25 protein-coding genes and 1 tRNA gene are annotated in these 24,815 nt (G+C 39.0%); 10 read left to right on the forward strand and 16 right to left on the reverse strand.

The features are described 5' to 3' along the window. Positions 1-192 precede the first annotated feature (192 nt). The gene (locus G7B20_RS01175; protein WP_164108203.1) at positions 193-564 is read right to left on the reverse strand and encodes a DUF1801 domain-containing protein; all 372 of its coding nucleotides are present in this window, start codon (positions 562-564) and stop codon (positions 193-195) included. A gap of 121 nt (positions 565-685) precedes the next feature. Between G7B20_RS01175 and G7B20_RS01180 the strand changes: the two genes are divergently transcribed. After that, entirely contained in the window at positions 686-1,168 is a 483-nt protein-coding gene (locus G7B20_RS01180; RefSeq protein WP_164108204.1) for a hypothetical protein, read from the forward strand. 8 nt (positions 1,169-1,176) lie between these two features. Here G7B20_RS01180 and G7B20_RS01185 read toward each other — a convergent pair whose 3' ends face one another. Further along, entirely contained in the window at positions 1,177-1,857 is a 681-nt protein-coding gene (locus tag G7B20_RS01185; protein ID WP_164108205.1) for a class I SAM-dependent methyltransferase, read from the reverse strand. A gap of 206 nt (positions 1,858-2,063) precedes the next feature. Between G7B20_RS01185 and G7B20_RS01190 the strand changes: the two genes are divergently transcribed. Beyond that, positions 2,064-2,519, forward strand: coding sequence for a GNAT family N-acetyltransferase (locus tag G7B20_RS01190; protein ID WP_164108206.1), 456 nt, complete (start codon positions 2,064-2,066; stop codon positions 2,517-2,519). Positions 2,520-2,561: 42 nt separating this feature from the next. Here G7B20_RS01190 and G7B20_RS01195 read toward each other — a convergent pair whose 3' ends face one another. From G7B20_RS01195 to G7B20_RS01225, 7 genes are all read right to left on the reverse strand, one after another. Then, the gene (locus G7B20_RS01195; protein WP_164108207.1) at positions 2,562-2,813 is read right to left on the reverse strand and encodes a DUF1456 family protein; all 252 of its coding nucleotides are present in this window, start codon (positions 2,811-2,813) and stop codon (positions 2,562-2,564) included. Positions 2,814-3,060: 247 nt separating this feature from the next. Further along, positions 3,061-4,170: a cytochrome-c peroxidase gene (locus tag G7B20_RS01200; RefSeq protein ID WP_164108208.1), complete on the reverse strand. Its 1,110-nt coding sequence runs from the start codon at positions 4,168-4,170 to the stop codon at positions 3,061-3,063. A 6-nt stretch (positions 4,171-4,176) separates the two neighbouring features. After that, complete coding sequence (locus G7B20_RS01205) at positions 4,177-5,124, reverse strand: hypothetical protein (RefSeq protein WP_164108209.1); 948 nt, start codon at positions 5,122-5,124, stop codon at positions 4,177-4,179. 80 nt (positions 5,125-5,204) lie between these two features. Next, positions 5,205-5,786: a hypothetical protein gene (locus G7B20_RS01210; protein ID WP_164108210.1), complete on the reverse strand. Its 582-nt coding sequence runs from the start codon at positions 5,784-5,786 to the stop codon at positions 5,205-5,207. Between the two features lie 64 nt (positions 5,787-5,850). Then, positions 5,851-6,834, reverse strand: coding sequence for a hypothetical protein (locus G7B20_RS01215; RefSeq protein WP_164108211.1), 984 nt, complete (start codon positions 6,832-6,834; stop codon positions 5,851-5,853). A 20-nt stretch (positions 6,835-6,854) separates the two neighbouring features. Continuing rightward, positions 6,855-7,652 carry an HmuY family protein gene (locus G7B20_RS01220; protein WP_164108212.1) on the reverse strand — a complete coding sequence of 266 codons (798 nt, stop codon included), beginning with the start codon at positions 7,650-7,652 and terminating at the stop codon, positions 6,855-6,857. 222 nt (positions 7,653-7,874) lie between these two features. After that, entirely contained in the window at positions 7,875-8,300 is a 426-nt protein-coding gene (locus tag G7B20_RS01225) for a nuclear transport factor 2 family protein (protein ID WP_164108213.1), read from the reverse strand. A gap of 325 nt (positions 8,301-8,625) precedes the next feature. On the opposite strand from G7B20_RS01225, the gene G7B20_RS01230 reads away from it, so the two are divergent. Both G7B20_RS01230 and G7B20_RS01235 read left to right on the forward strand, forming a co-directional pair. Continuing rightward, positions 8,626-9,708: a hypothetical protein gene (locus G7B20_RS01230; RefSeq protein WP_164108214.1), complete on the forward strand. Its 1,083-nt coding sequence runs from the start codon at positions 8,626-8,628 to the stop codon at positions 9,706-9,708. A gap of 64 nt (positions 9,709-9,772) precedes the next feature. Further along, complete coding sequence (locus G7B20_RS01235; protein ID WP_164108215.1) at positions 9,773-11,335, forward strand: M20/M25/M40 family metallo-hydrolase; 1,563 nt, start codon at positions 9,773-9,775, stop codon at positions 11,333-11,335. 306 nt (positions 11,336-11,641) lie between these two features. Here G7B20_RS01235 and G7B20_RS01240 read toward each other — a convergent pair. Together G7B20_RS01240 and G7B20_RS01245 are read right to left on the reverse strand one after the other, a co-directional pair. Next, positions 11,642-11,726, reverse strand: a tRNA-Ser gene (locus tag G7B20_RS01240). A 123-nt stretch (positions 11,727-11,849) separates the two neighbouring features. After that, entirely contained in the window at positions 11,850-12,734 is an 885-nt protein-coding gene (locus G7B20_RS01245; protein WP_164108216.1) for a bestrophin family protein, read from the reverse strand. A gap of 188 nt (positions 12,735-12,922) precedes the next feature. Here G7B20_RS01245 and G7B20_RS01250 point away from each other — a divergent pair, with 188 nt between their 5' ends. Together G7B20_RS01250 and trxA are read left to right on the forward strand one after the other, a co-directional pair. Beyond that, entirely contained in the window at positions 12,923-13,777 is an 855-nt protein-coding gene (locus G7B20_RS01250; RefSeq protein WP_164108217.1) for a glycoside hydrolase family 25 protein, read from the forward strand. A gap of 46 nt (positions 13,778-13,823) precedes the next feature. Further along, positions 13,824-14,123, forward strand: coding sequence for a thioredoxin (gene trxA / locus G7B20_RS01255; RefSeq protein ID WP_164108218.1), 300 nt, complete (start codon positions 13,824-13,826; stop codon positions 14,121-14,123). Here the strand turns inward: trxA and G7B20_RS01260 are convergent. Further along, positions 14,120-15,442, reverse strand: coding sequence for a hemolysin family protein (locus G7B20_RS01260; protein ID WP_164108219.1), 1,323 nt, complete (start codon positions 15,440-15,442; stop codon positions 14,120-14,122). The genes trxA and G7B20_RS01260 overlap by 4 nt on opposite strands. A gap of 186 nt (positions 15,443-15,628) precedes the next feature. On the opposite strand from G7B20_RS01260, the gene G7B20_RS01265 reads away from it, so the two are divergent. Continuing rightward, entirely contained in the window at positions 15,629-16,738 is a 1,110-nt protein-coding gene (locus tag G7B20_RS01265) for a phosphotransferase enzyme family protein (RefSeq protein WP_164108220.1), read from the forward strand. A 92-nt stretch (positions 16,739-16,830) separates the two neighbouring features. Continuing rightward, positions 16,831-17,457, forward strand: a complete 627-nt coding sequence (locus G7B20_RS01270) for a carbohydrate-binding family 9-like protein (RefSeq protein ID WP_164108221.1) — start codon at positions 16,831-16,833, stop codon at positions 17,455-17,457. 70 nt (positions 17,458-17,527) lie between these two features. On the opposite strand, the gene G7B20_RS01275 is transcribed toward G7B20_RS01270, so the two are convergent. Genes G7B20_RS01275 through G7B20_RS01290 form a run of 4 tightly spaced genes read right to left on the reverse strand, consistent with a single transcriptional unit; the run spans position 17,528 to position 21,440 of the window. Further along, entirely contained in the window at positions 17,528-18,433 is a 906-nt protein-coding gene (locus G7B20_RS01275) for a serine hydrolase (RefSeq protein ID WP_164108222.1), read from the reverse strand. 9 nt (positions 18,434-18,442) lie between these two features. Beyond that, positions 18,443-19,132, reverse strand: coding sequence for a carboxypeptidase-like regulatory domain-containing protein (locus G7B20_RS01280; RefSeq protein WP_164108223.1), 690 nt, complete (start codon positions 19,130-19,132; stop codon positions 18,443-18,445). 2 nt (positions 19,133-19,134) lie between these two features. Continuing rightward, complete coding sequence (locus G7B20_RS01285) at positions 19,135-21,090, reverse strand: M1 family metallopeptidase (protein ID WP_164108224.1); 1,956 nt, start codon at positions 21,088-21,090, stop codon at positions 19,135-19,137. Beyond that, entirely contained in the window at positions 21,090-21,440 is a 351-nt protein-coding gene (locus G7B20_RS01290; RefSeq protein ID WP_164108225.1) for a Spx/MgsR family RNA polymerase-binding regulatory protein, read from the reverse strand. Before G7B20_RS01290 ends, G7B20_RS01285 begins: the two co-directional genes overlap by 1 nt. A 207-nt stretch (positions 21,441-21,647) precedes the next feature. Between G7B20_RS01290 and fbaA the strand changes: the two genes are divergently transcribed. Both fbaA and G7B20_RS01300 read left to right on the forward strand, forming a co-directional pair. Then, a complete protein-coding gene (gene fbaA / locus G7B20_RS01295; protein ID WP_164108226.1) occupies positions 21,648-22,727 on the forward strand; it encodes a class II fructose-bisphosphate aldolase in 1,080 nt (359 codons plus the stop codon). 239 nt (positions 22,728-22,966) lie between these two features. Then, positions 22,967-24,061 (forward strand): tyrosine-type recombinase/integrase, encoded by a 1,095-nt coding sequence (locus tag G7B20_RS01300; protein ID WP_164108227.1) that lies wholly within the window; start codon positions 22,967-22,969, stop codon positions 24,059-24,061. Positions 24,062-24,815: the final 754 nt, after the last annotated feature.

Here is a 24,815-nt window from a genome sequence, read left to right on the forward strand (position 1 = left end):
ATCTCAAAATCAATTAAGGTTTATTCGGTTACCTTTACCACTTAGCTACTTACCTTAGTTGATCGGAATACTAGTATTGTATGCTTACTCAGATAGTCAAGAATTGGTTTATCAAAGAGTTTAATACTTGGTTGTAATTTTAGGTGCTTTGATAGCTAGATGAATTTTGATAACTAAGGGCTAAGTCGAAACTTAGCCCTTAGTTTTAATAGTACCATTGCGATACAGTTCTAAAGCGTCATCCAGTATCTCGGTTACGGTATCAATCGCAATGTCCTGATTGGGATCAATACGTAATATTTTCATACGGGAGCGGTCGCCTACCTCAAGTTCAGGATGTGCCAATAGGTTTCCTTCGACAAAAAGAATGTAAGGCTCAGCGTTCTTTTTATCAACCCAAAGATAACAGCATGCCTTGTTTTTATAACAAAAGCAGGGCATACCATATTTGGTGGTTTCCATCATATGAGCATCTCTACGAAGGATGATTGAACGCAAGGCTAATAAGCAACTTTTATTCGGTTCCGATTTATCGAGATAGAAGTTATGCAAATATTCTTCCATTTTAGTCTGTTTTTTATGCAATCTAACACTTATTATAGACTAATGTTCGATTTGTAATTGTTTGTCTGACAAGAAATAATCTAATGATAAATTAAGGCATATATATTGCTATAGTTTGTTCATGAAGAGATATTGTCTGTGTCTATTATTAGCTGTGTTTATCGGTATATCGGGAGCCGTTGCCCAAATTTTCAGTTTAGGAATGAAGCAAGATAAAAGGCCTATGTTTCAGGCCGCACTGAATGTGCCTCTTGTGTTCAATACCGATAAGAATTATGATTTTACGGTAGGGGTAGATTATACCAGTAAAAATTCTAAACTGCCTTCGGGGTTAGCCCCGCAGCTCGGTTTTGTTCGGTATATAGTTGATAATAGATACAAAGACTTCTTGGTCTCGGCCAATGTGCAGACCGGCTATCTATTTGATTTTAATAAAGGAATGGACAATCAGTTTCGTGTGAGTCCACACCTCTATGTAGAGTATCAGGGATTTTTCCACTGTAAAGTAGGCTATGATTATGCTATGCCCCTACAGAAAGGCTATCCTTTTGTTTCTATCGGTATCGGCGGACTGATGATGTTTCGGCATTTTAGTATCATGTAATCCAGTTATTATCCATTTTCACTTTTCACAGCATGCACCGTTAGGAAAGTACGTTTTACAGGTGTTCCATCTTTACTGATCGTATCATCATGGTACGTCATAGATTGTATCTCTTCAAATCCAATCTCATAGAGGTATTCTGCAAGTTCGTCGTCCGTATATAAAGTAAATCCATGCTGTATAAAAGGAAGCTTTGATCCAAACTCCTTTTCTACGAAAGTGAGTACCAACTGGCCTTCATCTTGTAATGTACGGTGTATTTCTCGTAGTGAAAGCTCAATGTCAGGCCAGAAATACAAGGTGTTTACAGAAAAAATATGCGTAAAATGATTGTCCGGGAAAGGGAGCGAGCCACTGCCATCTACTTTAGTGAAGTGAGCCCTGCCGGTCTCGATGGCAGATTGGTTGTGGCGAATAGCGAGATCTTGCATGGCCTCCGACACCTCGATGCCGTAGTATTTTATACTAGGCGATACATCGAGAAGTTGAGCGATATGCTTACCATTACCGAAACCGATCTCCAGTATCGTGCTCTTATCCGTTAAGGTCAACGTATAGATCGCTTCCTGTATCATGGTATGGTTGGAGGTGGACATATTGTCTGCAATGGCTTCGGCCTGATGTCCCGAAGGACAGCGGAGCTGCGATGCCAGTTCCTGCATAGCATCTTTATTTTCCTTATCATTCATACGCTTTATGCATCTTTTTTTAATACTGTGCTAAATATAGTTATCATATCTAATAAAATACGTCGTATCTAGTTTTTAAATAGCTTTTTCGAGACTGAATAGGAATGCTATTTATATTTTTTAGGAATTAGATCGATCAGTTATGTAATCATCACCTGTTAAATCCCTACATTTGAAAAATTGAACATAAAATAGCCAGTGATAAAATGGAACAGCACATAGTAATTAAGTCTTTTGAGGAGTTGACGAATAGGGAACTTTATGAGATACTAAGGCTAAGAAGTGCGGTTTTTGTGGTAGAACAAACCTGTATTTATCAAGATATCGACGGTAAAGACGAGTCATGCCATCACGTGATGTTATATATAGGGAATAATCTTGCGGCCTATAGTCGGGTTGTACCTGCGGGACTTTCTTATGAAGAAATCTCTCTGGGGAGGGTTTTGGTCAATCCGGATTTCAGAGGACAGGGACTAGGAAAGACTATTGTTCAAGAAACAATACAGGCTTGTTATGCTATTTTGGGCAAAGCTGATATAAAAATAGGAGCGCAGTACCACCTGTTAACTATGTACCAGTCGTTGGGTTTTGAACCCCAGGGCGAGCCCTACGATGAAGACGGAATAGAACATGTCGATATGCTAAAGCCATATTTGGAATAGTTTCCTTTTAATTTTTCTATTGTTTCTCTTCCTTTTTAGTTCTTATAGGTCAGATGGTGCCTTTGAATTAGGACTAGTCCGAGGCCCGCGTTTATAAATAATTAGACCGTTGAGAAAATTCCGTAGTAGCTGATCGCCGCAAGGTTTAAAATTGGGGTGATCATCCTTACGGAATATTGCTCCCAACTCAGTTTTCGTTACCCTAAAGTCCACCAAGGATAATACCTCAATAATATCGTCGTCTGTAAATTTTAAAGCTACACGGAGCTTTTTCATAATATCATTATTACTCATGTCGTAAAAGTATGAAAACTATGTGAAAAAATAACCAGGCAACTAATCATTCTATCGAATGAATGATGAACCATGGAACCTTGTTGGCTTAGATCTATATCAGGATTGTAACACACTGATTTTGGATATCATGTTATATATGTTTAGTTTTGCCTTTGAACTAAAATAATGACATCTCTCCGTTAATTTTATATTAAAAGAGAGAAAAGGCCTCTTTGCTCCAGAGCAGAGGGGCCTTATGTTTTTATTAAGGTAGAACAGGTCTGCTGATTTCGGTAGTTTTGCTGCTCAATGTGCGTAAAAAAGCTATTATGGCCTGTTGCTCCTCGGTTGTAAGTTGTAAAGGTTGTGCCAAATTCGAGAGTTGACCATTCACCTTTTGTCGTCCAGAGTGAGGCATGCCACGGTTCTTTAGGTCGAGGATTTCTGCAAGTGTAGCTATTTCACCATTATGCCAGTAGGGAGCGGTATGGACAGTATTGCGCAGTCCCGGCGTTCTGAATTTGCCAAGGTCAACCTCTAATTTCGTAGCTTCATATCGGCCGTTATCCAGTTTACCGTTCCAGTCTAATGCATACCCGAGATTATGGTATTGAAGATCTGTAAAGAATGGGCCATTATGGCAATTGATACATTTTCCTTTTGTGCGAAACAAGTGTAGCCCCCTTAACTGTTCATCACTTAAAGCCGTGTACTCTCCTTTTAGAAAAGAATCGAATATTGTAGTACTGCTGTTTATTGATTTAGAGAAAGCCGTAAGGGCATCCAAGATTCGCTCTTTTGTTATTTGTTCATCGCCGTATGCTTGTTTGAACATAACGCCGTAACCCGAGATAAGTTGCAGTGCCCATGGTAAAGATTCCAAATTGCCCCCCATCTCTATAGGAGATTCAATGGCTTCTGCGATCTGCTCGGCGTAAGTATCTGCGCGGCCGTCATGAAATAATCCACCATCTAGATACCATACATTCTCCATGGTGGGCGTGTTGCGGTGATGAACACCTACACCTACTGCGACTTTTTTTTGATCGATCCAGTGCGTGTTTGGATTATGGCATGAGGCACAGCTATTGTCACCTCGTCCCAAACGGTTGTCAAAAAAAAGTACTTTGCCTAGTTGTATCAATTCAGGCCTAGCGCTAGAGGGATTGACCGGTAACTCCGCCAGTTCTCTTTGTGAGATACCTGTGTACCATTCCGCTTTGGGCCAATTGGCTGTGGTAGTACTGTAGCGCTCCCTCAACTTGCGATTATCCTCCTCATAAGGATCTACAGGTTTGGGATCGGGTGTGGACTTCGAACAGGATATCCACAGCAAGGTCATTATGCCCCAAAAAAAGCTATGTGCTTTGTACATGTCAGTTTACTCAATAACAAAGCTTGGAATAGGATATCTAATAGCTTTTGTTTTAACTTCTTGTATAAGTATCTGCAAATTTCCTTTGCTGGCATCTGTTGGAATCTTAAAGCTCAGTTTTGTGCCCTGTAATTTTATCTTGCCAGGCCATACCGAAGCTGTTGGATCTGTATGATATTGTGCGGATATCTCGTACTGCTCGTCCTTGTAGTATGCTGCGCCTTTTGAGTCTCTTAGATCTAAGCTGATGGTTTCACCTGGAGCTCCTGATGTAGGTACCTGTGCACGATCGATCAAAGAATTGAGATCCGGTCTTAGCAAAGTATAAGGACCATTGCTTACGTTACGCTTGCCGGTTACTAATTTAATATGGTACTGCCCTGTGTCAATATCCAACGTTACCGGAACATACATGGTTATAGAGGAGTTCGTTATCCTATTGATATCAGTTATTTCCGTCTCTTTGCTGCCTTGAACCAGGTAAAGTTTTGTGTTTTCCGTATTTGGAAGAAAATAATCGCCTTGTATGTTAAAATCAATATTGAATTTAAACGCTGCGTGATTAACCAACGAAAAGTAAGGAGGAGGTTGTCCGCCCTCAGTACGTAGGGTGTAGGTCTTTTTCTCTCCGTTTTGCGCAGTGACCGTGTATTTGGTACCCTCGTTGTAGGTAACTTTTATTCCGGAAGCCGGACTGATCTTTGCCTGCTGGGATATCTGTATAGTCGGTGTAATAAACTCAGGTTCGTCTTTGAGCGGAGTCCAATAAATAATAATTTCTTCCCCTTTGATAACGGCGTGAAGTGGCTTTCCGTTGGCATCTGGAATTGTAAATGCCTCAATATCATTATAGGGTAAGTCTGGGTATTCTTTTTTGCAGGATGATAGTCCGGTAGCCAGCGCAAAGCAAAGGAAAGGGTATTTGAACAATTGGAATGTAGATTTTAAGTTCATTTTTATTATTTTAAAAAGACCTCCCAAAAGGTCTCACCATGTTTCTTTTGGGAGGGGTATTAATAGATAAAAAGTATAGATTACAGTTTGCGCACATTGATAGTGTTAGTGCCCTGTATAGTCAACGGCGAAGTTGTAATCGTAGCTGCGGTAGCCGATTCCAATGTAAATGCCCAGATCTCACCCAATGCATTACGAACTAGCATAACGACACCTGGAATAGATGTTGCAGTCTGACCTACGTAAGTATACCATACATTGTTTCCTGCTGGAGCGGTAATAGTGGAAGCTCCTGTCCAATCAGTAGCTGTGACATCACAGATGTCTGTGTTATCAAGTTTTCTCAATTCAAAGCCTACATTAGTGGTGACAAAGGAGTTGACACGATCCGTGAATATCAGCTGAGCCGAAGTCGAAGATGTCGTACTCTGTGTAGCCGAGGTCGTACCGAGCGTAACGTATACATTTCCAAAACTGGATGGTGTACGTGGGCTACCGATATTTCCTAATACGGCATACTCATACCCACAAGGAATAACGGCTACCGTAACCGGTTGATCTGGAGATATAGTATTTATTTCCGATTTAGTATTAAAAGAGAACATAAGTGTAGCCATAGCCGTAAGAGCTAGTGCGTTGCGGAAAAATTGGGTTCTTTTCATTTTGTGGTTTTTTTTAAAATTGAACTAAAATATACATGACATCCCTCAGGGGATAAACAAGGTGCTATTTTGGATTGACGGCTAGATTCAATGATCCGGTTTGATTAGGCCATCCTTTATAGGTGGCTACTCCATCATAGTAGGCTTGACCTAGTGGAAAATCTTCTGGAATACGCAGTGTAATGGATTCTAAGTCATGTTTGACGATTTTGAAATCGTAGACTTGTCCATTCGCCGTTACTTTGACCGATTGCGGATCAAGGATTAGCATAAAGGGAATCGCTCTATAGGTAATTTCACCTCCCTGCTTGACGACCTGAGATGTGGAGAAGTTTATTTTCGGTGCCCTGTATCGAATATTAATAGGATCGGCCAATGTCATACTGTGACCCAGGTAATCGAGTTTAACGTCGTGATAACCCGTGTCTATATTTGCCGGGATAGGTAGATTGGTGAGATTATAGAGATTTATTTTGTTTGCGATAGGTACTAGTCTGACATTGTTGTGCAAGCTATTTAGAATGACTTCTTTTTTTGTATTCCTGGATTGTAAGGTTGCTTTTACCAAGGTTGGGTTGTTGCCATAAAAGTTTCCATGGATAAAAGGTAGTACCTGTAATGGATAAGTCAGCGGTTGGTTCTTAGGGTATCCAAATATTCCCCAAATTGCTTCCAGTGTCGGTGTGCTTTGTGGCTCTATATGAAGTGTATAACTGCTACGTGTGCCGTTGCTGGCGATTACGGTGTAAGTATGGTTTTTGGTCTCTGTACCGATTGGTACAATTTCTTCCGCGAGTTTTGCACCTGTGGATAATTTTATCTCAGGATCAATCAGTTCTAAACCGTAATAAAAAGGAACGTATAACGTGATTGTTTTGGCAGCATGATCTATCGCAGCATAGAGACTCTCACCTGCAGGAACATTGGAAACTTTGTATTCCAATATACGATCTGCTGCTAATGGTTCCAAGTCGACCGTCTTCGTACAGGAGTTAAAGGTGAAAAGTGTTAGAAACAGCCAGCAATAGATTTTAATTATATTCATCATTTCAGTACAGGTTAATAAGATTAGTTTTTGATTTCAAATTTGGTGCTGCCTGCTTTGGCGAGTACGTAGTCAAAGGTGAACAATGGCTTTTCCGTCTTTCTTTTCCATTTATCTCTATCGAGTTCATTCTTATAGAGACTACGTATTCTTATTTTAGCATAATTTCCTTTAGCTGTGCGAACTATGATGGTACGGGGTTCTATAGTTTTCTTTGTTCCATTAGTGGTGGTAATAGAAAGTTCTTTGTCCAATGCATAAGCGATGTGCTCATTGTCGAATGTGCCATCACGAACTAATAAACCACTGAAATCGTAGAGATACCAACCAATTTTATCACCGATATCCCCATTCTCGTCAGGACCAAAGGCCACGCTCAGCGTACTAAAATTTTCATTAGTCGGAATATCGATAACATCTTCAAATTTTTTCTTGACGAGAAATACAGCACCCAGGCCTGGACCACCGAAGCCGAAATTGTCTTTATTCGAACCATTGTTTCCACCTACATAGGAGCGGTACACACTGGAGAAAGAAAGATCCCAACGGTTGGTACGTTTCAAGGTTTGGCTTATGGCTTGGTTTTGTTCGAGACTGAAGAATATCGGTTCCTGTTCGCTATCTGGTTTGGCGCCCTCCGGCAAAGACTCTCCAAAATTGGAAACGGTGATCAGACGGTTGAACATTTTTTCATCGGTAGGAATATCTACTTCCTGATCGGGATTATTATTCTTACTGCAGGAGCTACCAATGGAAGCAAAAAGTAAAAGTAATAGAACATAGGGACTGATAGTATATGTTCTTCGGGATGAGTTACACATTTTTATTTATTATGTTTATTTAAATCAATTCTAAATAATAGCAAATATACACTGTTAAACAGAAAGGTAGTATATGAAAACTGGTATTTAATTTATGGAAAGCGATTTCGATTGCTAAAGAGCGGGGCAAAATTATTGAAATCGTATTAAAGCAAAAAAGCCCCGATTTTTCGGAGCTTTTATATGTGAGGAATTAACTTTTCTAGAGAAAATTTCTAATTGTTATGGGTATGTTGTCACCACTTTGCTTACTTTCCATCCTTCTTTGGTCTGTACCATCGTGATGTAGTCTACACGGGTGAAATTTTCAAACTTCATGGTGGCTTTTGCTACAGATGTCGTACCAGCTTCGTCCAGTATTTCATAGGTAGTTTTACAGTTGTACTTTATGTCTTTATTCGCTTTCAAGAATGCAAGGTATTCAGATCTGTTTGATGACTGATTGGCTGCTGCATTTGTATATGCAAAATCCGGTGTAAAAAGGTGTTTGTTGAATTCGACGTTACCTAGAGAGATGGCTTCTACATAAGTAAGTGCGATTTTCTTCGTATTCACATCTTTCAATGGGTTGACTGTTTCTTTTGCAAATGAACTGAAAGAAAATGCTAGCGTGAATAATGTTGCGATGGTTGCGATAGTCCGTTTCATAGTTGTAATTTTTTTAGTTGTTGTTATTTTTTGTTTTAACTCTTGTCGTATTTGTTGATTCAAAAGTAGGGTAGAATCCGCTGTGACGAAATGATCTTTCGACCAGTATTTTCTATTTCTCGGTAAAATCGCTGATTATTTCGGTGAAAAATGAGACTATTGTTTTACCGAGTTAGGAGAGGGGGACTTGTATTAAAAATTGAGGAATATGGTCGAAGTAAGTAGTCTTTTGTTTAATTTAGATTATTATATACCTCTTATGTTAAAAAGATACATCTTCAGTTTGGTCATTTGTTTGCTGTTTTCAACGAGCAGTTTTTCTCAAATGAAATTCAAGTTTAATAATGTAGATACAATAAGCGCATTAAATAGGAATCTGATCGATTTTTTTGGAAAATATATCGATGTGAAGTCTGCAGGGAAGGACGATTCAGATTTTTGGTTCCAAGAGGAAAATTTCAATTTACCGAGAAATGACAGCTATGAGCCGTGGCTTTACAATATGTTTTCTTATCGAATACAGACAATTTTGGGACTGTCAAAGGTCTCCGAGAATCAATATAACGTCAAAGTAATGTTGGAAACAAATACGGATAGCGTCTCTACCATGGTTTACGCTATACAGAACTACATTATCAAGCAAACTTCATCTGGCTTGAAAATGCAGGATATCCTCGGATTTAGACTCAATAATGAAAATTACCAGTTAAAAAAAGATCAATACTTTGATTTTTATTATCCCAAAGATCATCCTTTTCTAACAAAGGACATCGATCAGATTAACAACTATGTAAAAAAAATAGAAACGTACTTTGGCAAAGAAGTTCCTTTTAAATTACGATATGTTTACGCACCAGGATGTGAGGCTTTGTTTTACATGCGAGGTTATGATTATGTCGCCAATATGATGTCGACCAAAAGTACGGTATGTGGCTTGACTGACCCACAGAATCGTATCTTGTTTAGTTCGGATACTACTTTGCATAAACATGAACTTTTACGTCTGTTAACGGTATTGTATCCTAAGTACCCGGCTATAGTGATGGATGGATTCACCAATTTAATAGGCGGAGCTGCAGGCAAACCCATTATGTATCATCTACGTAAACTAGCCCCATACATTCTTGAAAATCCCAAAGTTTTAGATGATTTGAACGCCTTTTATTATTATGATGATGAGACAAACCCTCATTTTGTATTTAATGCTATAGCAACCAACTATTTTATCCAAAGAAATGGAGAACAAGCGTTGAAGGAGTTTATGCGGAGAGAAGATATGAGAAAGGACAATGTTTCTGATTTTTTGAAAAAGCACTGCGGGGTAGATGATGTCAAATTGTTCTTCTTACAACAATTTCGAACCTATTCCGATCCCGAAAAAGATCTTGAATTTATTAATATTCTGTAGCTTATTTTATAAGAATTACGAATACTTGTATAGTAAATAACAAACAACTTATAAACTGATGAGAATGATATTATCTAAGCACAACGCTTTAAAAACCGTTGCCCTAGCATGTATGCTGGCGTGTAGTACTTCTATTGTTGCGCAGAATAAAGACGCAATAGTTTCGGCTATCGTTCAGGAAGCAAATACAAACTCGCAATTGGAAAACTATGCTTTTGAATTGGTAGATATGATTGGGCCGCGTATGGTGGGAAGCCCACAGATGCAACAAGCGCATGATTGGGTAGTCAAGAAATACATTGCACTGGGAGTAGACGCGCGCAATGAAGCCTATGGCGAATGGCGTTCGTGGGATAGGGGTACCTCACAGGCGACTATGGTATTTCCGAGGACAAAATCATTGGAGGGTACGCAATTGGCGTTTAGCCCGATGACAAAGGGAAAGGGAGTCGAGGCCGAAGTGATTGCGATGCCTGTATTTAATTCCGCAGCAGATTTTCAGGCTTGGTTAAAAACCATAAAAGGGAAGATGGTCTTGATCGGAATGAACCCCTTATCTGGTCGGTCGGAAGCCAATTGGAAAGAATCAGCCTCATCAGAAGGCTATACAAAATATCTGTCCCAAAAGAATGAACAGCTTAAAAAATGGGATCTTAGTATGTCTTATACCGAAAGCAGTCGACGTACCCTACCTATCATTCTAGAGACAGCAGGTGCGGTCGGTGTCATTGATTCTTATTGGACTGAATTACCCGGATTGACCCGGATATTTGATGCAAAATCGAAGCAGATTCCTGTTTTTAACATTGCCTTGGAGGATTACGGATTACTATATCGTATGGCAGAGCGTGGTGTCAAACCGAGGGTACTTTTAGAGGGTAACTCTAAAGAGCTCGGAACAGCGAAGACGTATAATAGTATAGCTGAAATAAAGAGCAAGGAAAAACCGAATGAATACGTGGTCTTGTCCGCCCACCTTGATTCTTGGGACGGAGGAAACGGGGCTACCGATAATGCCACAGGGGTGATCACGATGATGGAAGCGGTACGTATCTTGCGAAAAATATATCCTGATAATAAACGGACCATCTTGGTCGGAAACTGGGGTAGCGAGGAGCAGGGGTTGAATGGTTCTTCGGCTTTTGTAGAAGATCATCCCGAGATCGCTAAGAATATCCAGGTCGTATGGAATCAGGATAATGGTACGGGACGTATTGTACGCATTGCCGGTAGTGGTTTTGAAAAATCGTATGAATATATAGGCCGTTGGCTTCAATATCTGCCGGAAGAGTTTCGTCGGGAAATCCAGACAACTTTCCCCGGTATGCCAGGCACGGGGGGAAGTGACCATTCTTCGTTTGTCCAAAGAGGGATACCAGCTTTTGGTCTGTCATCGACATCATGGGATTATGGTAAGTTGACTTGGCATACCAACCGAGATACCTACGATAAGATTGTCTTTGACGAAGTGAAGCAGAATGCAATTATCGTTGCGATTCTTACCTATTTAGCCTGTGAAGAGCCGGAATTGGTGCCACGGGATAAAATAGTCTTACCGATAGATAAACAAGGCAAACAAATGGAGTGGCCGACTAATATCAAAGCCAAAAGAACCAGCGGTAATTAATTTACCGATTGGAATACTTCTGAGCCTTCAATCAAATTGAAGGCTCAGCTGTTTTTAGAGAAGTAGTAGGGAGATGTACCAATAATGTACTAAAGAGGTACTGTATATACCTACGCTATACCGAAGGTAGGAGGCACTTGAACGGACTTTAGCGGACTTAAGGGGACTTTGAGCGAGGGATTGGCTCAGTCCCACAGGGCACCTGCACGAAACCGAGAGCCTTCTAGAATCGAACCCCGGCCATCCCTTCTGGTTCTCATCCCTCTAAACGCAAAAAACCTCCATCTTTCGATGAAGGTTTTTCTGCGGAGAGCGAGGGATTCGAACCCCCGAACCTGTGACAGTTAACGGTTTTCAAGACCGCCGCATTCGACCACTCTGCCAGCTCTCCGCCACAAAAGTAGAAAAACTAACTAATTCTGCAAAACTAAAATAGACACTAACTTCTTACCGCTTGAAAATGAGAGCGATTAATTTGTTTTTACCTGTTGGAGCAATTAAAAACAGGCAAAAATCAAGGTAAAAGAAGTTCTCCGCTATGTTTTTTTATGTTCGCAGTTATCTTATCGATAGGTAAATCATCCGAATCTCGACCGAAAGGCTCTTCAATAGATTCGCCTATCATCTCGATGCTGATAAGGACATAAAATATAAAGGGAACAGCTAGTGCAACGAAATAACCAATCGAAAACACATAGCCAAAAGGTAGAGTAGCGGTGTAAATGATGATAAATATTTTAATAAATGAGCTGTAAGCAATAGGGATCGGAGTGTTCTTGATTCTTTCGCAGGCTCCACATACGCCAGTCATCGCTGTGAGTTCATCATTGAGCATTCGGAATTGTTCACCCGTAATGATATGCTGTATGTAAAGGTTGTTTGTCTTCCTGAAGATGAGTGATGCGACCTGGTTGGGACCGTGCTTCTTATCATCTAGTCCGTTTAGTTCGGGATGTAAGGCTTCATCAAGCATAAACTTGGTATATTCCGAGCGGAGGAAGTTGTACAGTGTTTCGGCATAGAGTGGTATTGCTTTTCTGTAAAAGCTACGATTTACCTTATCATCAAGAGGCAACATGGCATTGAGCTTGATCGCCAATGAGCGGCTGACATTAGTCAATGCTCCCCACTGTTTACGAGCCTCCCACCAGCGATCGTAAGCTGTATTGGTGCGAAATACCAATATCAGAGAGAGTACAAATCCCAATAGACTATGGACTATAGTGATGTTCTTGACCCAGCTTTTGTCAGATAGTTTGAGGTATTCTAGTTCGAGATAAGCTACCCCCCAGGAAAATAATGCCGTAACAACTAATAACGGAGCTATTTTTTTGATGTAATCTGATTTATAGAAGTAACCGATGAGATTAAACCAATCTTTAGGATTGTAAACTTTCATATGTATATAATTATCTTCGATGAGCTCGCAAGCTCGGTTTGCTTTTTAATGGCCCTTAACTTGTCCCGACTTGTCGGGATGGAATATCTAGGGTACAGCTGTTCTTGGTGGTATAAGTTGTAATTAATAGTTATTTCATACATAAAAGTATTGTTTGGAACTGATAAATACATTATTTTCGGTGCAATATGGCAAAATATCAGAAAAGGAGCAAGGAGAAATTGGCATCAGCCGCCAGTGATAGAAAGCCTTATTTGATTTGGAGTATTCTCATACCCATTGGATTGATTTTTCTGTTTGCACTCTGGCATTATCGCACCGGGATTTTCTATTATTTCAAAGCTATCGTTGGGAAAGAAGCCCGTTTTACGGATTCGGATAAAAATAAGCACGATGCCCGAAATATATTTTTGATGTCGGAACACCGTGACAAAATATTTGGAGTAGATGTGAGCGAGTATCAGGGCAAGATCGATTGGCCGTCCGTAGTGCATATCAATGGAGAGTTTCCCGTGGATTTCATTTTTGTTCGTGCCACGATGGGGCAGCGGAATAAGGATAAGAGATTTCAGAAAAATTGGGTCGGCGTGCAACAACAAAATAAGTTGCGTGGAGCTTATCATTATTTTAGACCTAATGAAAATTCAGTAAAGCAAGCTCAGAATTTTATAAATACAGTGAAGCTGGAGTCGGGCGATTTGCCGCCTGTGCTTGATATTGAAGAACGTCCGAAGAGTCAGTCAATGGATAGTTTGAAAGTAGGGTTAAAGCGTTGGTTGGATAAAGTGGAAGAGCACTACAAAGTCAAGCCTATTGTCTATTCAGGAGATAGCTATTTCTCTGATTTTTTGGAAAAAGAATTTGCAGACTATACGCTGTGGATCGCAAACTATAATTTTTGGGTAGAGAAACCTAAAAGGCATTGGGATTTTTGGCAGTTTTCAGAACGCGGAGCTGTGTCTGGAATTAGGGGATATGTTGATCTGAATATGTTTCAGGGGGATATTGAAGATCTAGAAAAGCTGTGTATTCCTTTCAAGTAGTGAGCATAGTAAAACAAAAGAAGTTTTTATTGGTTATTGTAATAATATGGCAAATTTTAACGAGTTGATTCAAAAAAATAAGTTGGTGCTTATCGATTTTTCTGCGGCCTGGTGTGGTCCTTGCCAGACGCTGGCTCCAATATTAAAAGAAGTAAAAGATCACTTTGGTGAGCAGTTGTCTATATTGAAGGTTGACGTAGACCGAAATCAAGCTCTATCCAAGAACTTTGCTGTGCAAGGGGTTCCCACAATGATTTTATATAAAGATGGCATGCAGGTGTGGAGACAAAGTGGATTGCTCACTAAATCACAATTGTTGGCTGTCATCGACCAGTACCGGAATTAGTCTATATTCGATATTTCGTTTTTGTTGTCGTGTATTTTGGATAAAGCGATTTTATCTATACGGTTGCCATCCATATCTAACACTTCTAGACGATAGTCTTTATAGAATACAGTCTCTCCTTCGACAGGCATATGATCTAATAGTAAAAATACAAGTCCGGCGAGGGTGGTGATGTTACCAAGCTCTTCTTCATCTTCTTCGGAGATTCCAATTTCGAATTTTTCAAAAAAGTCATCGAGTTGATAGCGGCCTTCAAGAATATACGTGCCATCTTCACGCTGTCTGAATAACTTAGATTTGCTGTTTGATGAATATTCATCAAAACCTCCTACCAAACCTGTCATAATATCTTTTAACGTTATTATTCCTTGGGGGCTTCCGTATTCATCTATGACTACAGCTTGCAAAACGCTTCCGTATTTTAGAACTTCAAGAACGGAGTAGATGCTGCTATTTTCATTGACAAATGGGATCGGGTGCACCAGCTTCTCCAAGTCTATTTTGCCTTCATTTAAAATGGCTTTCAATAAGCTCTTAGCATGTACTATCCCTTTGATCTGGTCAAAATTGCCATCACAAACTGGGTATTCGGTGTGCTCATTCTTAATGATGTATGCTTTGATATCTTCAATAGAGTCCTCCAGATCTAAATAAGCTATATCGCTACGGTGTACCATCATATTGATCGCTTTTTTGTCTCCTATGTTAAGAATACGGTCTACCATATCGTGTTCAAAATCTTCAATGATACCGCTGTCCACGCCTTCGTCCACGAGCGCTTTGATCTCTTCTTCGGTAACGGTGTTTTTCGAAACTTTGATATTAAGTAGTTTTACGATAAAGTCGGTAGAGGCCGATAGCACCCACACAAAAGGCTTAACAATTTTACTCAGCGTATCCATTGGTATTGCTACCAGAGAAGCATATTTTTCCGGAATAGCCATGCCGATGCGTTTGGGTACTAATTCACCAATTACCAAGGATAGATATGTGATGAGGATAACTACAAGAAGGACAGATAAAGATTGGCTATAAGGAGCTAGTACAGGAATGGTTTGTAACACGCCAGCTATATAGGTGGAGATGGACCCGCCGGAGAAAAAACCGGTTAATATGCCTATTAATGTAATACCAATCTGTACGGTAGAAAGGAATTGATTAGGGTGTTCTTTGAGTTTTAGAGCCCGTTTTGCACCGAGGTTATTGTTCGCTGTAGCTTGTAGTCGAGCTTTTCGGCTGGAGACGATAGCAATTTCGGATGCAGAAAAAATACCATTTAATAAAATGAGTAGAAGAATGATGATTATTTCAGTTATCATGTGGATATACAGGGTATATTTTACGAATATAGTAAATCGGCAAAATAAAACGTAGAATATTCTGTTATATATTATCTTAAATTGTGCAAACGTTTGATTGAAAAAAAAGCTTTCTTTAATGTTTTGAATTATGGATATTGCATTAATTTAAACTGTTTTTGAATAAAATAATTATAAATCTTATCTATGTCAGTGTACGATTCCGAGGAAGTGGAGAGTGTAGCAAGTAATTTTGAATTAAGTAGTAAGGTTGTTAGTATAGAGCGTTTTGGGTCTGGACATATAAATGATACTTTTAGACTTAAGATGGAAGATGAAAAAACTTCCTATTTACTGCAGCGGATTAACCATCATATTTTCCCCAATGTAGAGGGGTTGATGCACAATATTGACTTAGTCACGACGCATCTTAAATCTGTTTTGAAAGGAGTGGTGACGGATGTTGATAAACATACCCTGACCATTATTCCTACGAAATCGGGAACAAAATATCTTAGAGATCCAAAGGGCGATTATTGGAGGGTTTTTATCTTGTTGGAAGGAACCAAAAGTTATGATATCGTGGAGACCGCCCGCCAGGCTTTTTCGGGCGGATTGGCGTTTGGAAGATTTCAAAAGCAACTCTCCACATTGGATGCGACCAAATTAGTTGAAATACTACCTAATTTTCATAATATTGACTTTCGTCTATCCAATTTAAGAAAAGCGATAGTGGAAAATAAAGCAGGTCGTCTGAATGAAGTTAAGGATATATTGGATTATATCTTTGAACGGGAAGAGCGCATGCGACGTGTTATCGTGATGGGAAAAAATAACGAATTGCCATTGCGTATCACGCATAATGACACCAAATTTAACAATGTATTGTTGGATCAGGATGATAATGTGCAGTGTGTTATTGACTTGGATACGGTAATGCCGGGATATATAGCCTATGATTTTGGGGATGCTATCCGCACTATTATAAATTCAGCCGCAGAGGATGAAAAGGATCTGAATAAAGTGGTCTTAAACGTACCTTTATTTCAGGCTTATACAGATGGATATTTTAGTGAGGCGAAGGACTTTTTGACAGAAAAGGAAATAGAGTCCTTGTGGTATGGCGTTTTGTTGTTGCCGTATATGCAGGCTGTCCGGTTTTTAACCGACTATATCGATGGTGATCTTTATTATAAGACCTATTATGCGGATCATAATTTGGTTAGGACAAATACGCAGTTGAAATTAGTGAAAGAATTGGAGGCTTATGAGGACGAGTTGAAAGAGATTTTAAGTCAGAGCCTGATCAATCAATAACAGACGAAAGCGATTAAATTGTCTTGTAATTTTGCTGACATACGTTCGCGAATACAATGAATTTTAATTAAGTTTGGTTATAACTTAAAATTATGAAGAAGCTCACTGTTGAAAAGATAACAGATATAGGTGAAGACTTTAAGAAATTGGAAGCTGCATTCGAAAAACTTACTTGGAATGCAATAGACCAGTGTCCTTGGGAGTCTGAGTTTCCGTATCGTCCGGAAGCTGAATTTCAGATGGCACACGCTGAAAAATACATTTATATCCATTACAAGGTGAAAGAGGAGTTTGTGAAGGGACAGTATATCCGTCCGAATGAAAATGTATGGGAAGATAGTTGTGTGGAGTTTTTTCTTTCGTTGGATCAAAAACAGACCTATTACAACTTTGAATTTAATGTGTTGGCGACAGGATTGATTGGTTATGGTCCTGCTGAAAAATCGCAACGTAATCGATTGGATGATGTGGTGGTCGAGACTGTGGATGCCCGTGTTCAGGTAGTAAAGAAAGGGGGCGCAAAGGTGTGGGAAAACTACCTCGTGATCCCTAAAGATATCTTTGGAGAGATTCCTTACTCAGGAAAAACATATCATGCTAACTTCTATAAGTGTGGAGACGGGTTGCCTGATCCGCATTTTATGGCTTGGAATAATATCGCTAATGCTACCCCTAATTTTCATTTGCCTGAATTCTTTGGCGAGCTTTTTTTCGTTTAACGCGAACGCGGCTGGGAATAACTATTTTTATATAAATAAACTAAATAAGGTGTCCAATGGGACACCTTATTTAGTTTATGGGTTTAAAGCTTTGAAAGGGATGTTTGGGTTCGAAATGATTCCAGATTATGTTAGAGAGTTTTCTTGTCAACTCCTCAGCTTCATTATCATCTGTCCACCTGGCATCTTTATTATTTTTTGTTAGTATACAGAACACATAGTCCCCACTAGGTGCATTGACTAATACTACCTCACCCCGTGCCTGATCTACCGAACCCGTCTTTGCAATGGTACTGACCCAAGCTGGTAGTTGGGATAGTGATCTACCATTGTAAAACTGATTTTTGAGGTATCTGTACATTTTGTCCGAATGGCGGGCATCTATTACTTGTCCGTTTCGTATCAGCGTGAACAGTTTAGCCATTTCTCGAGGAGTGGTCTGTCCCCAACCATATTCTTCCCATATCTTTTCACGGCCCGGAGTTCTAGAGTTGACCTTTGTATGTGGCAAGCCGAGCTGGTCCATCAACGGGTTGATGGCTGTTCCGCCACCAGAAAGTTCTTGTAGCCAGATAGAGGTAACATTATCGCTATAGGTAAGCATGAGCGAAATCATGGTAGAGAGATCGGTCTGTGCACTGTCTTTATAGAATTGCATGAGACCTGATCCTCCATAAGCTCTTTTGTCGGAATATTGAAACGCTTGATTTAACTTCAGTTCTCCTTGAGCAATCTTTTGAAATACGCCTACTAAAATCGGTACCTTAACAATGCTGGCGGTAGGGAAGACTGTGTCTGCATTTATAGAGACTATTTTGTCCGTCCTCAGGTGCTGTACATAAATACCGACATCTCCTTGGAAGCCATTGATTTCCTTCTTTATTTTTTTTTCGAGCGTCCGATCGATTTTCTGGGCATAAACCGCGGTGCTGGCTAACCATAAAAGCGAAATTATACTGCTTAATTTTAACGCCATATCGAGTGCTTACTTATCCGATTTAAACTTTTTATAGGAGTCGAGAATGTACAATTTTAAATCCTCATTAGAGGCTTTTTTGGTGAAATCCAGTGTAGGTCTAAACCGCTCTCTAAAAAGCGCAATCTCATCTGGACTGAGCGGTATAGTGGTGGCTATTAGCTGTGTCGTGAACCTACGATCGATTTCCCTCTTCTCCTGTTCAGCGACCAACAGGTTGAGATTGCTACGCGCCTCTTTAGCTTTTTTGCCGAATAATCTGGACGGAGAAACACGTAGACCTCCACGCTGTTGACTTACATCTACGGCTTTACCTTCATTTTGTGCTTTAGCAATTTCAGCGGCTAATCTGCTGTCCGTCATTCGACTTACCACGACCTCGTCAATCAAAATTAAACTCTCATCCCGTGTCATGTATACCCGTCGGATATTGTCTTCGTAGTAGAATATGGTATCCTGTTTGTATCCCGGGTTCGAAAAGACAAGATAGTCGTTCAGTTGTCCCGAAATTTTAAAACTTCCATCTCTATCTGATTGCACGATCTGCTGCGTTCTCAGGTTTTTTATGGTAGTATTCCAAAGCGGATTACTACTCACTAGTTCGTAGACGTATCCTTTTATCTCCTGGGCCTGTACGCTGGATAATTGTAGCCCAATTGTCAAGCATATTGCTATTAGTATTTTATTTATCGTTTTCATTTTTAATTTGCTGGCCATGTGTTGTTATCTGGATTGGTGTCCGGAAAAACGCTACGTGGATCTAATTTTACTTGGGTGAGTTTTTCTGTGCTTTGGAGTTTGAACGTCCATTTGTTATTTCGTTCCCAAATTTCAACAGGGAGCTTAACAGTGATTTTTTTGCCGCTTTCAGTTGTAGCCTCTAATTCTACAGGCATAGGGAGCTTGTCCAGATTTTCTACCGTGACGATAGCTCCTTTTGCTGGGTCAAGCTCGATATAATGTACGTCTGTAATAGCTTGGTCCATCTGCCAATTGTTTTGAAACAGGCCTCGCCAAAACCAATTTAGATTCTCCCCGGTTTCATTCTCAATAGTCCGAAAGAAATCATTTGGTGATGGGTGTTTATAAGCCCAGTGTTCGATGTATTTACGAAAAGCCTTATCAAAGCGGTCTTTTCCGATGATTTCGTTCCTTAATAAATGTAGAGCAAAAGCGGGTTTGTAATAAACAAGGTATCCTATATTACGCTCTTTCATTGTTTGTGGACTGTTTATCACCGGTTCCAGTGCAGGGTTAAATAAAGCCAAAGATAGACTGTTTTTTTTGCCATACTTCATCGCATATTCTCCCTTATTAAAGACTTCTGTGGAGATGTCATTAATGAAGGTGTTAAAGCCTTCATCCATCCAGCCATGTAGTCTTTCATTGCTGCCTACGATCATTGGAAACCAGTTGTGCCCAAATTCATGATCCGTCACACCCCATAAGTTTCCTGCTTTGGCTTTATAGCCACAAAAAGAAAGTGCCGGGTACTCCATGCCGCCTACATTAGAAGCGACATTTACCGCGACAGGGTAGGGGTATTCAAACCATTTCTGCGAGTAATGTTCGATAGAGGCCTTTGTGTATTCTGTTGATCGTTCCCAAGCATTCCCGCCATTACTTTCTTTCGGGTAAGCGGACATCGCAAGGGCGGACTTTCCTGAAGGTAGTTTTATGCGGGCTGCATCAATAATAAAAGCAGGAGACGATGCCCAAGCGACGTCATGCGCATTTTTTAAATTATATTTCCATGTTAATTCCTTCTTGTTCGGACGGGAAGACTTTTGAGTAACTTCTCCTTCATTGCGTATCATCAGAGTACGGTCCGAAGTTTTTGCTGAATTATAACGCTGAAGTTGTTCTGTTGTCCAGACTTCTTCCGGATTTAATAGCTCGCCGCCTAATACAACGATATGGTTGGCCGGTGCGGTAATCTCTACATCGTAATCTCCAAACTCTAGATAAAATTCTCCGGGTCCCGTGTAGGGATGGGTATTCCATCCTAAAATATCATCGAATACGCATACACGAGGATACCATTGGGCTATTGCATAAATTTTTCCATTAGTGGTGGGTAGAATGCCGGTACGGTCAGCACCATATTCAGGGATAGAAAACTCAAAATCCATACTTAACGTAATGGTTCCGCCTTTGGATTTTAGAGGCGCTGCCAAGTCTATACGCATCCGCGTATCGGATATGGTGTAGGAAGGCTTCTGATTCTGATCAGAAATCTTTATATTATTAATCTTATACCCACCCTCAAACTTGTTGTTTGAACTGCCGTAACGACTGTCAGTTAAAGGGATAGTGGCTTGTCCTCTCGACTCATTGCTAAAGAGGTTCTGGTCCAACTGAAGCCAAATAAAGTCTAGGTTCTCTGGACTATTGTTGGTATACTTGATCTGTACTGATCCTGAAATTCGATCCAATTGATCGTTGAGCTTTGCTTTTATAACATAGCTAGCGGCATTTTGCCAGTAAGCAGACCCTGGTTTACCACTTGCAGAGCGGTATTCTGTACCGTTTGAAGTGTAGAAGTTAGGTCCGAAAGCTTCTGAATAATTGTATGCACTCTTTTGCTGTGCAAAGGAAGGGATCGTAAGTGATGCCAAACCTATGTAAAGTAAATATTTGAATGTTTTACGAATCATTATTTTGACAGTTTTTCTTGATATAAAGTTTCATCAAATCCCAGTATTATATCATTACTTAGCTCGATAATGGGTCTTTTAATCATACTGTTGTTGCGTAGAAGTACCTGGTTTGCAGTATCAGCATCGATGACGTTGGCTTGTTCTTCAGGGCTTAGTTTTTTCCAGGTTGTCCCTTTTTTATTAACTAATTTTTCCCAATCGACACTTTTTTCCCAAGCTTCCAGTTTTTCAAGGGTAGCAGGTTCCTTTTTGTAATCGTGAAACGTGTAAGCAATTTGATTTTCATTCATCCAATCCAGAGCCTTTTTTACTGTATTGCAATTTTTGATTCCGTATATGTCCAGCATGCCGTATTTTAATTGAGTTTATATTTGTTAAACTTAGATAATTTTGATCTCATATGCAATAGAAATCTCTTCTGTAGCTGTGCTGTCAGGTGAGTCAAAGACAATTGATCGGGTTTTCTTAGTGTATTTTTTACACTACTATTTTCATTCTCATTTAAAACACTTAACTTTATCCAATCAAAGAAGTAAAACTAAAAGAAAAAAATCATGAGCCTAAAAGATTATAAAGGTGTACTAACCGGGGACCAAGTTCAAGAGTTGTTTGAAATCGCTAAAGAGCACAAGTTTGCCCTTCCAGCTGTAAACATAATAGGTACAAACTCTATCAATGCAGTAATGGAGACTGCAAAGGCAGTGAATTCACCGGTGATCATTCAATTGTCAAATGGTGGTGCTCAGTTTTATGCTGGAAAGTCTTTAAATAATGACGGACTGAAAGCTTGTATACTGGGAGCTGTCTCGGCTGCACAACATGTTCATTTGTTGGCAGAGCATTATGGTGTTGCTGTTATTTTGCATACAGACCATGCCGCCAAGAAATTGTTGCCTTGGATTGATGGTCTTTTGGATGCCGGCGAGAAGTTTTTTGCAGCAAACGGTAAGCCTTTGTTTTCTTCGCATATGTTAGATTTGTCAGAAGAGCCTATTGAAGAAAATATAGAAATTTCTAAACGCTATTTGGAGCGTATGAAGCCTCTAGGTATGACCATAGAAATCGAATTAGGAGTGACAGGTGGAGAAGAAGATGGGGTAGATAACTCGGATGTGGATAGCTCCAAATTATATACACAGCCAGAAGAGGTAGCTTATGCTTATGAAGAGTTGTCAAAAGTTTCTGATAAATTTACAGTAGCGGCTGCTTTTGGTAATGTGCATGGTGTGTACAAACCAGGAAATGTAAAGTTACAACCTGTGATTTTACAGAATTCGCAAGACCATATTCGTGAAAAATATAGCCTGACAGCAGATAAGCCAGTTAATTTCGTATTCCACGGTGGATCAGGGTCATCTCCAGAGGAAATTGCGGAAGCAATTTCGTATGGTGCGATCAAGATGAATATCGATACGGATATGCAATGGGCATTCTGGGACGGTGTACGGGGTTACGAAGCAAAGAATCATGATTATCTACAGGGACAAATTGGAAGTCCTGAGGGAACTGATTCGCCAAATAAAAAGTATTATGATCCACGTGTGTGGTTGCGTAAGGGCGAAGAGGCTTTTGTAACGAGATTGACTCAGGCTTTTGAAGAATTAAACGCAGTCAATGTAAATAGTAAATTGTAAATCCTTTGTTTATAAAATAGGCAAAAGGCTATCCTTCATTGGGGTAGCTTTTTTTGGAAAAATGGTCTCCGATTAAAAAAAGAATCGTTAAAAAACAAGCTTTTTCAAAAAAAAGTCACTTAAATACAGTATATTGTTTTTAAGTGCTTTTTTGATGTTTAAAATAACTTTTTTAAATAAAGTGTGTCAAAGTGTGACAAAGTTTTTATATGTTTGCAGTATCAAATAAGAACAACGTTATGAAGCACCCTATTGTACACACTGACATAAAAGGTAGCAAAGATGCTAAAGGCTATACAATTTATTGCACTGCTACTATTGCAGGTAAAAAAGTAAGATTAAGAAAGAGAGTAAAAGAAGATGATTTTGATGACATTAAAGAATATTGGGAAAAGCTTTTAAAAAAAGGGTTAAACCCTTTAGTTGAAGAGGAAGAAAAGCAATACCATAATCTTACAACTGAATTAACAGTTACTGAAGCATTGCAAAGATTCAATGATGGTAATAATCATGTGTCAGGTACAACAGATGCATTTAAAAATAAAATAGGCCTATTAGAAAAAGATTATGGTGATTATCTAGTTAATCAAATTACCCCCTTACACTTAGAGGAAGTATTATTGAAAAAAATAAAAAGTGGTGATTGGTCACAAAGCACAATCAAACACGCTTATATGGTTTTTTCAACCTTTTTCAACTATTGTGTTAAAGCAAAATTTTGTCCTGAAAATCCTGTACACTTTATGAATAAACGGCTTAAAGCAATTAAAGATGCTAAAGCACGATATGTACCATTTTCTGATGAACATATGCCCCTTATAATGGATGAAATTAGACGGTTACGTGGTACTAAAGGTGATGATGTTTATTTGTTAGTAAATTTGATTTATCACGGTTGTATAAGGGTTAAAGAAGCTAGGCACCTGAAAGTAGGGGATTTTGATTTAGATAAAAATGAAATAACAATTAGAGGTACAGTTAGTAAAACTAGAACACTTGGAGTTGTACCAATTTTTCCTGCATTACGTGAAGTACTGTTAGATTATGAGATTGATAGAAGAGATAAAACTGAATCACTATTTAGGAGAAATAGCACATCAAGATTCAGGAAATACTTTGTTGATATACTTGAATATTTGGAGTTAGAAAATGAAGGGTATAGCCTGTATTGCTTCAAACATACTTCATGTGTACACAAGGTTATTAAGAATAAATGGCAACCTCACCAAATTCAGAAGCTTTGCCGTCATAGTAGTCTTGCTATGACAATGGAATACCTGAAAAAATTGGATTTGTTCACAGACTTTGATAATGTTGAATCAACAGCTATTTAATACTATTCAATTTAAGACATTTTAAGGCTACTACACGGTAGCCTTTTTTATTTAATATCAATATATCAATCCTGAATAATAATTGATTGTAGAGCCTGTATGCAGGTGGTGGGGGCGGAACCCTGTCTATGTTGATATCACTGTAACAATATACCGTGAGGTATTTATTTATGTTGGTGATAATGTTTATCCTGTAACACTGTTTTATCCTATTGAAGAAATTTTATTTTATTTTCAAATTGAAGTATAGAATTAAACTTAGTAATTACATTGTTTATACCTGTTGAAATAATAAGATAAACATAGTAATTACCTATTGAAGATATTAATTTAATCTATTTAGTTTTATTCAATTTAATGAGTTATAAGAGACTTTAGTCTCAAGCTAAACATTGATATGAACATTGAATAATAATTCATTCTATAACCTTATTTCTACCTTATGTTGATATTAAGAATAAACATAGTTTAAACCTGTTGAAGATATTATTATATCAATTGTTTCAACCAAATTTTTTAATTATTTAAACCTAATTGAAGATATTAATTCAATCTATGATGTTTAATTTAATGAGTTACTACTTACAGTATGTCAATTGTTTATTGTTAACCCTACATTATCACAATCAAAACCAGAATCATTTTCATTCCCATTATCAAAACCATTATCAGAACCATAGGATGTAGACAGTAATCACGCCTGAAAGGTGACTGAAACATGCCTGAACTATGACTGAATATATGACTAGATTAA

It is taken from the genome of Sphingobacterium sp. xlx-96, assembly GCF_011007365.1.
Taxonomy (GTDB): Bacteria; Bacteroidota; Bacteroidia; order Sphingobacteriales; family Sphingobacteriaceae; genus Sphingobacterium; species Sphingobacterium luzhongxinii.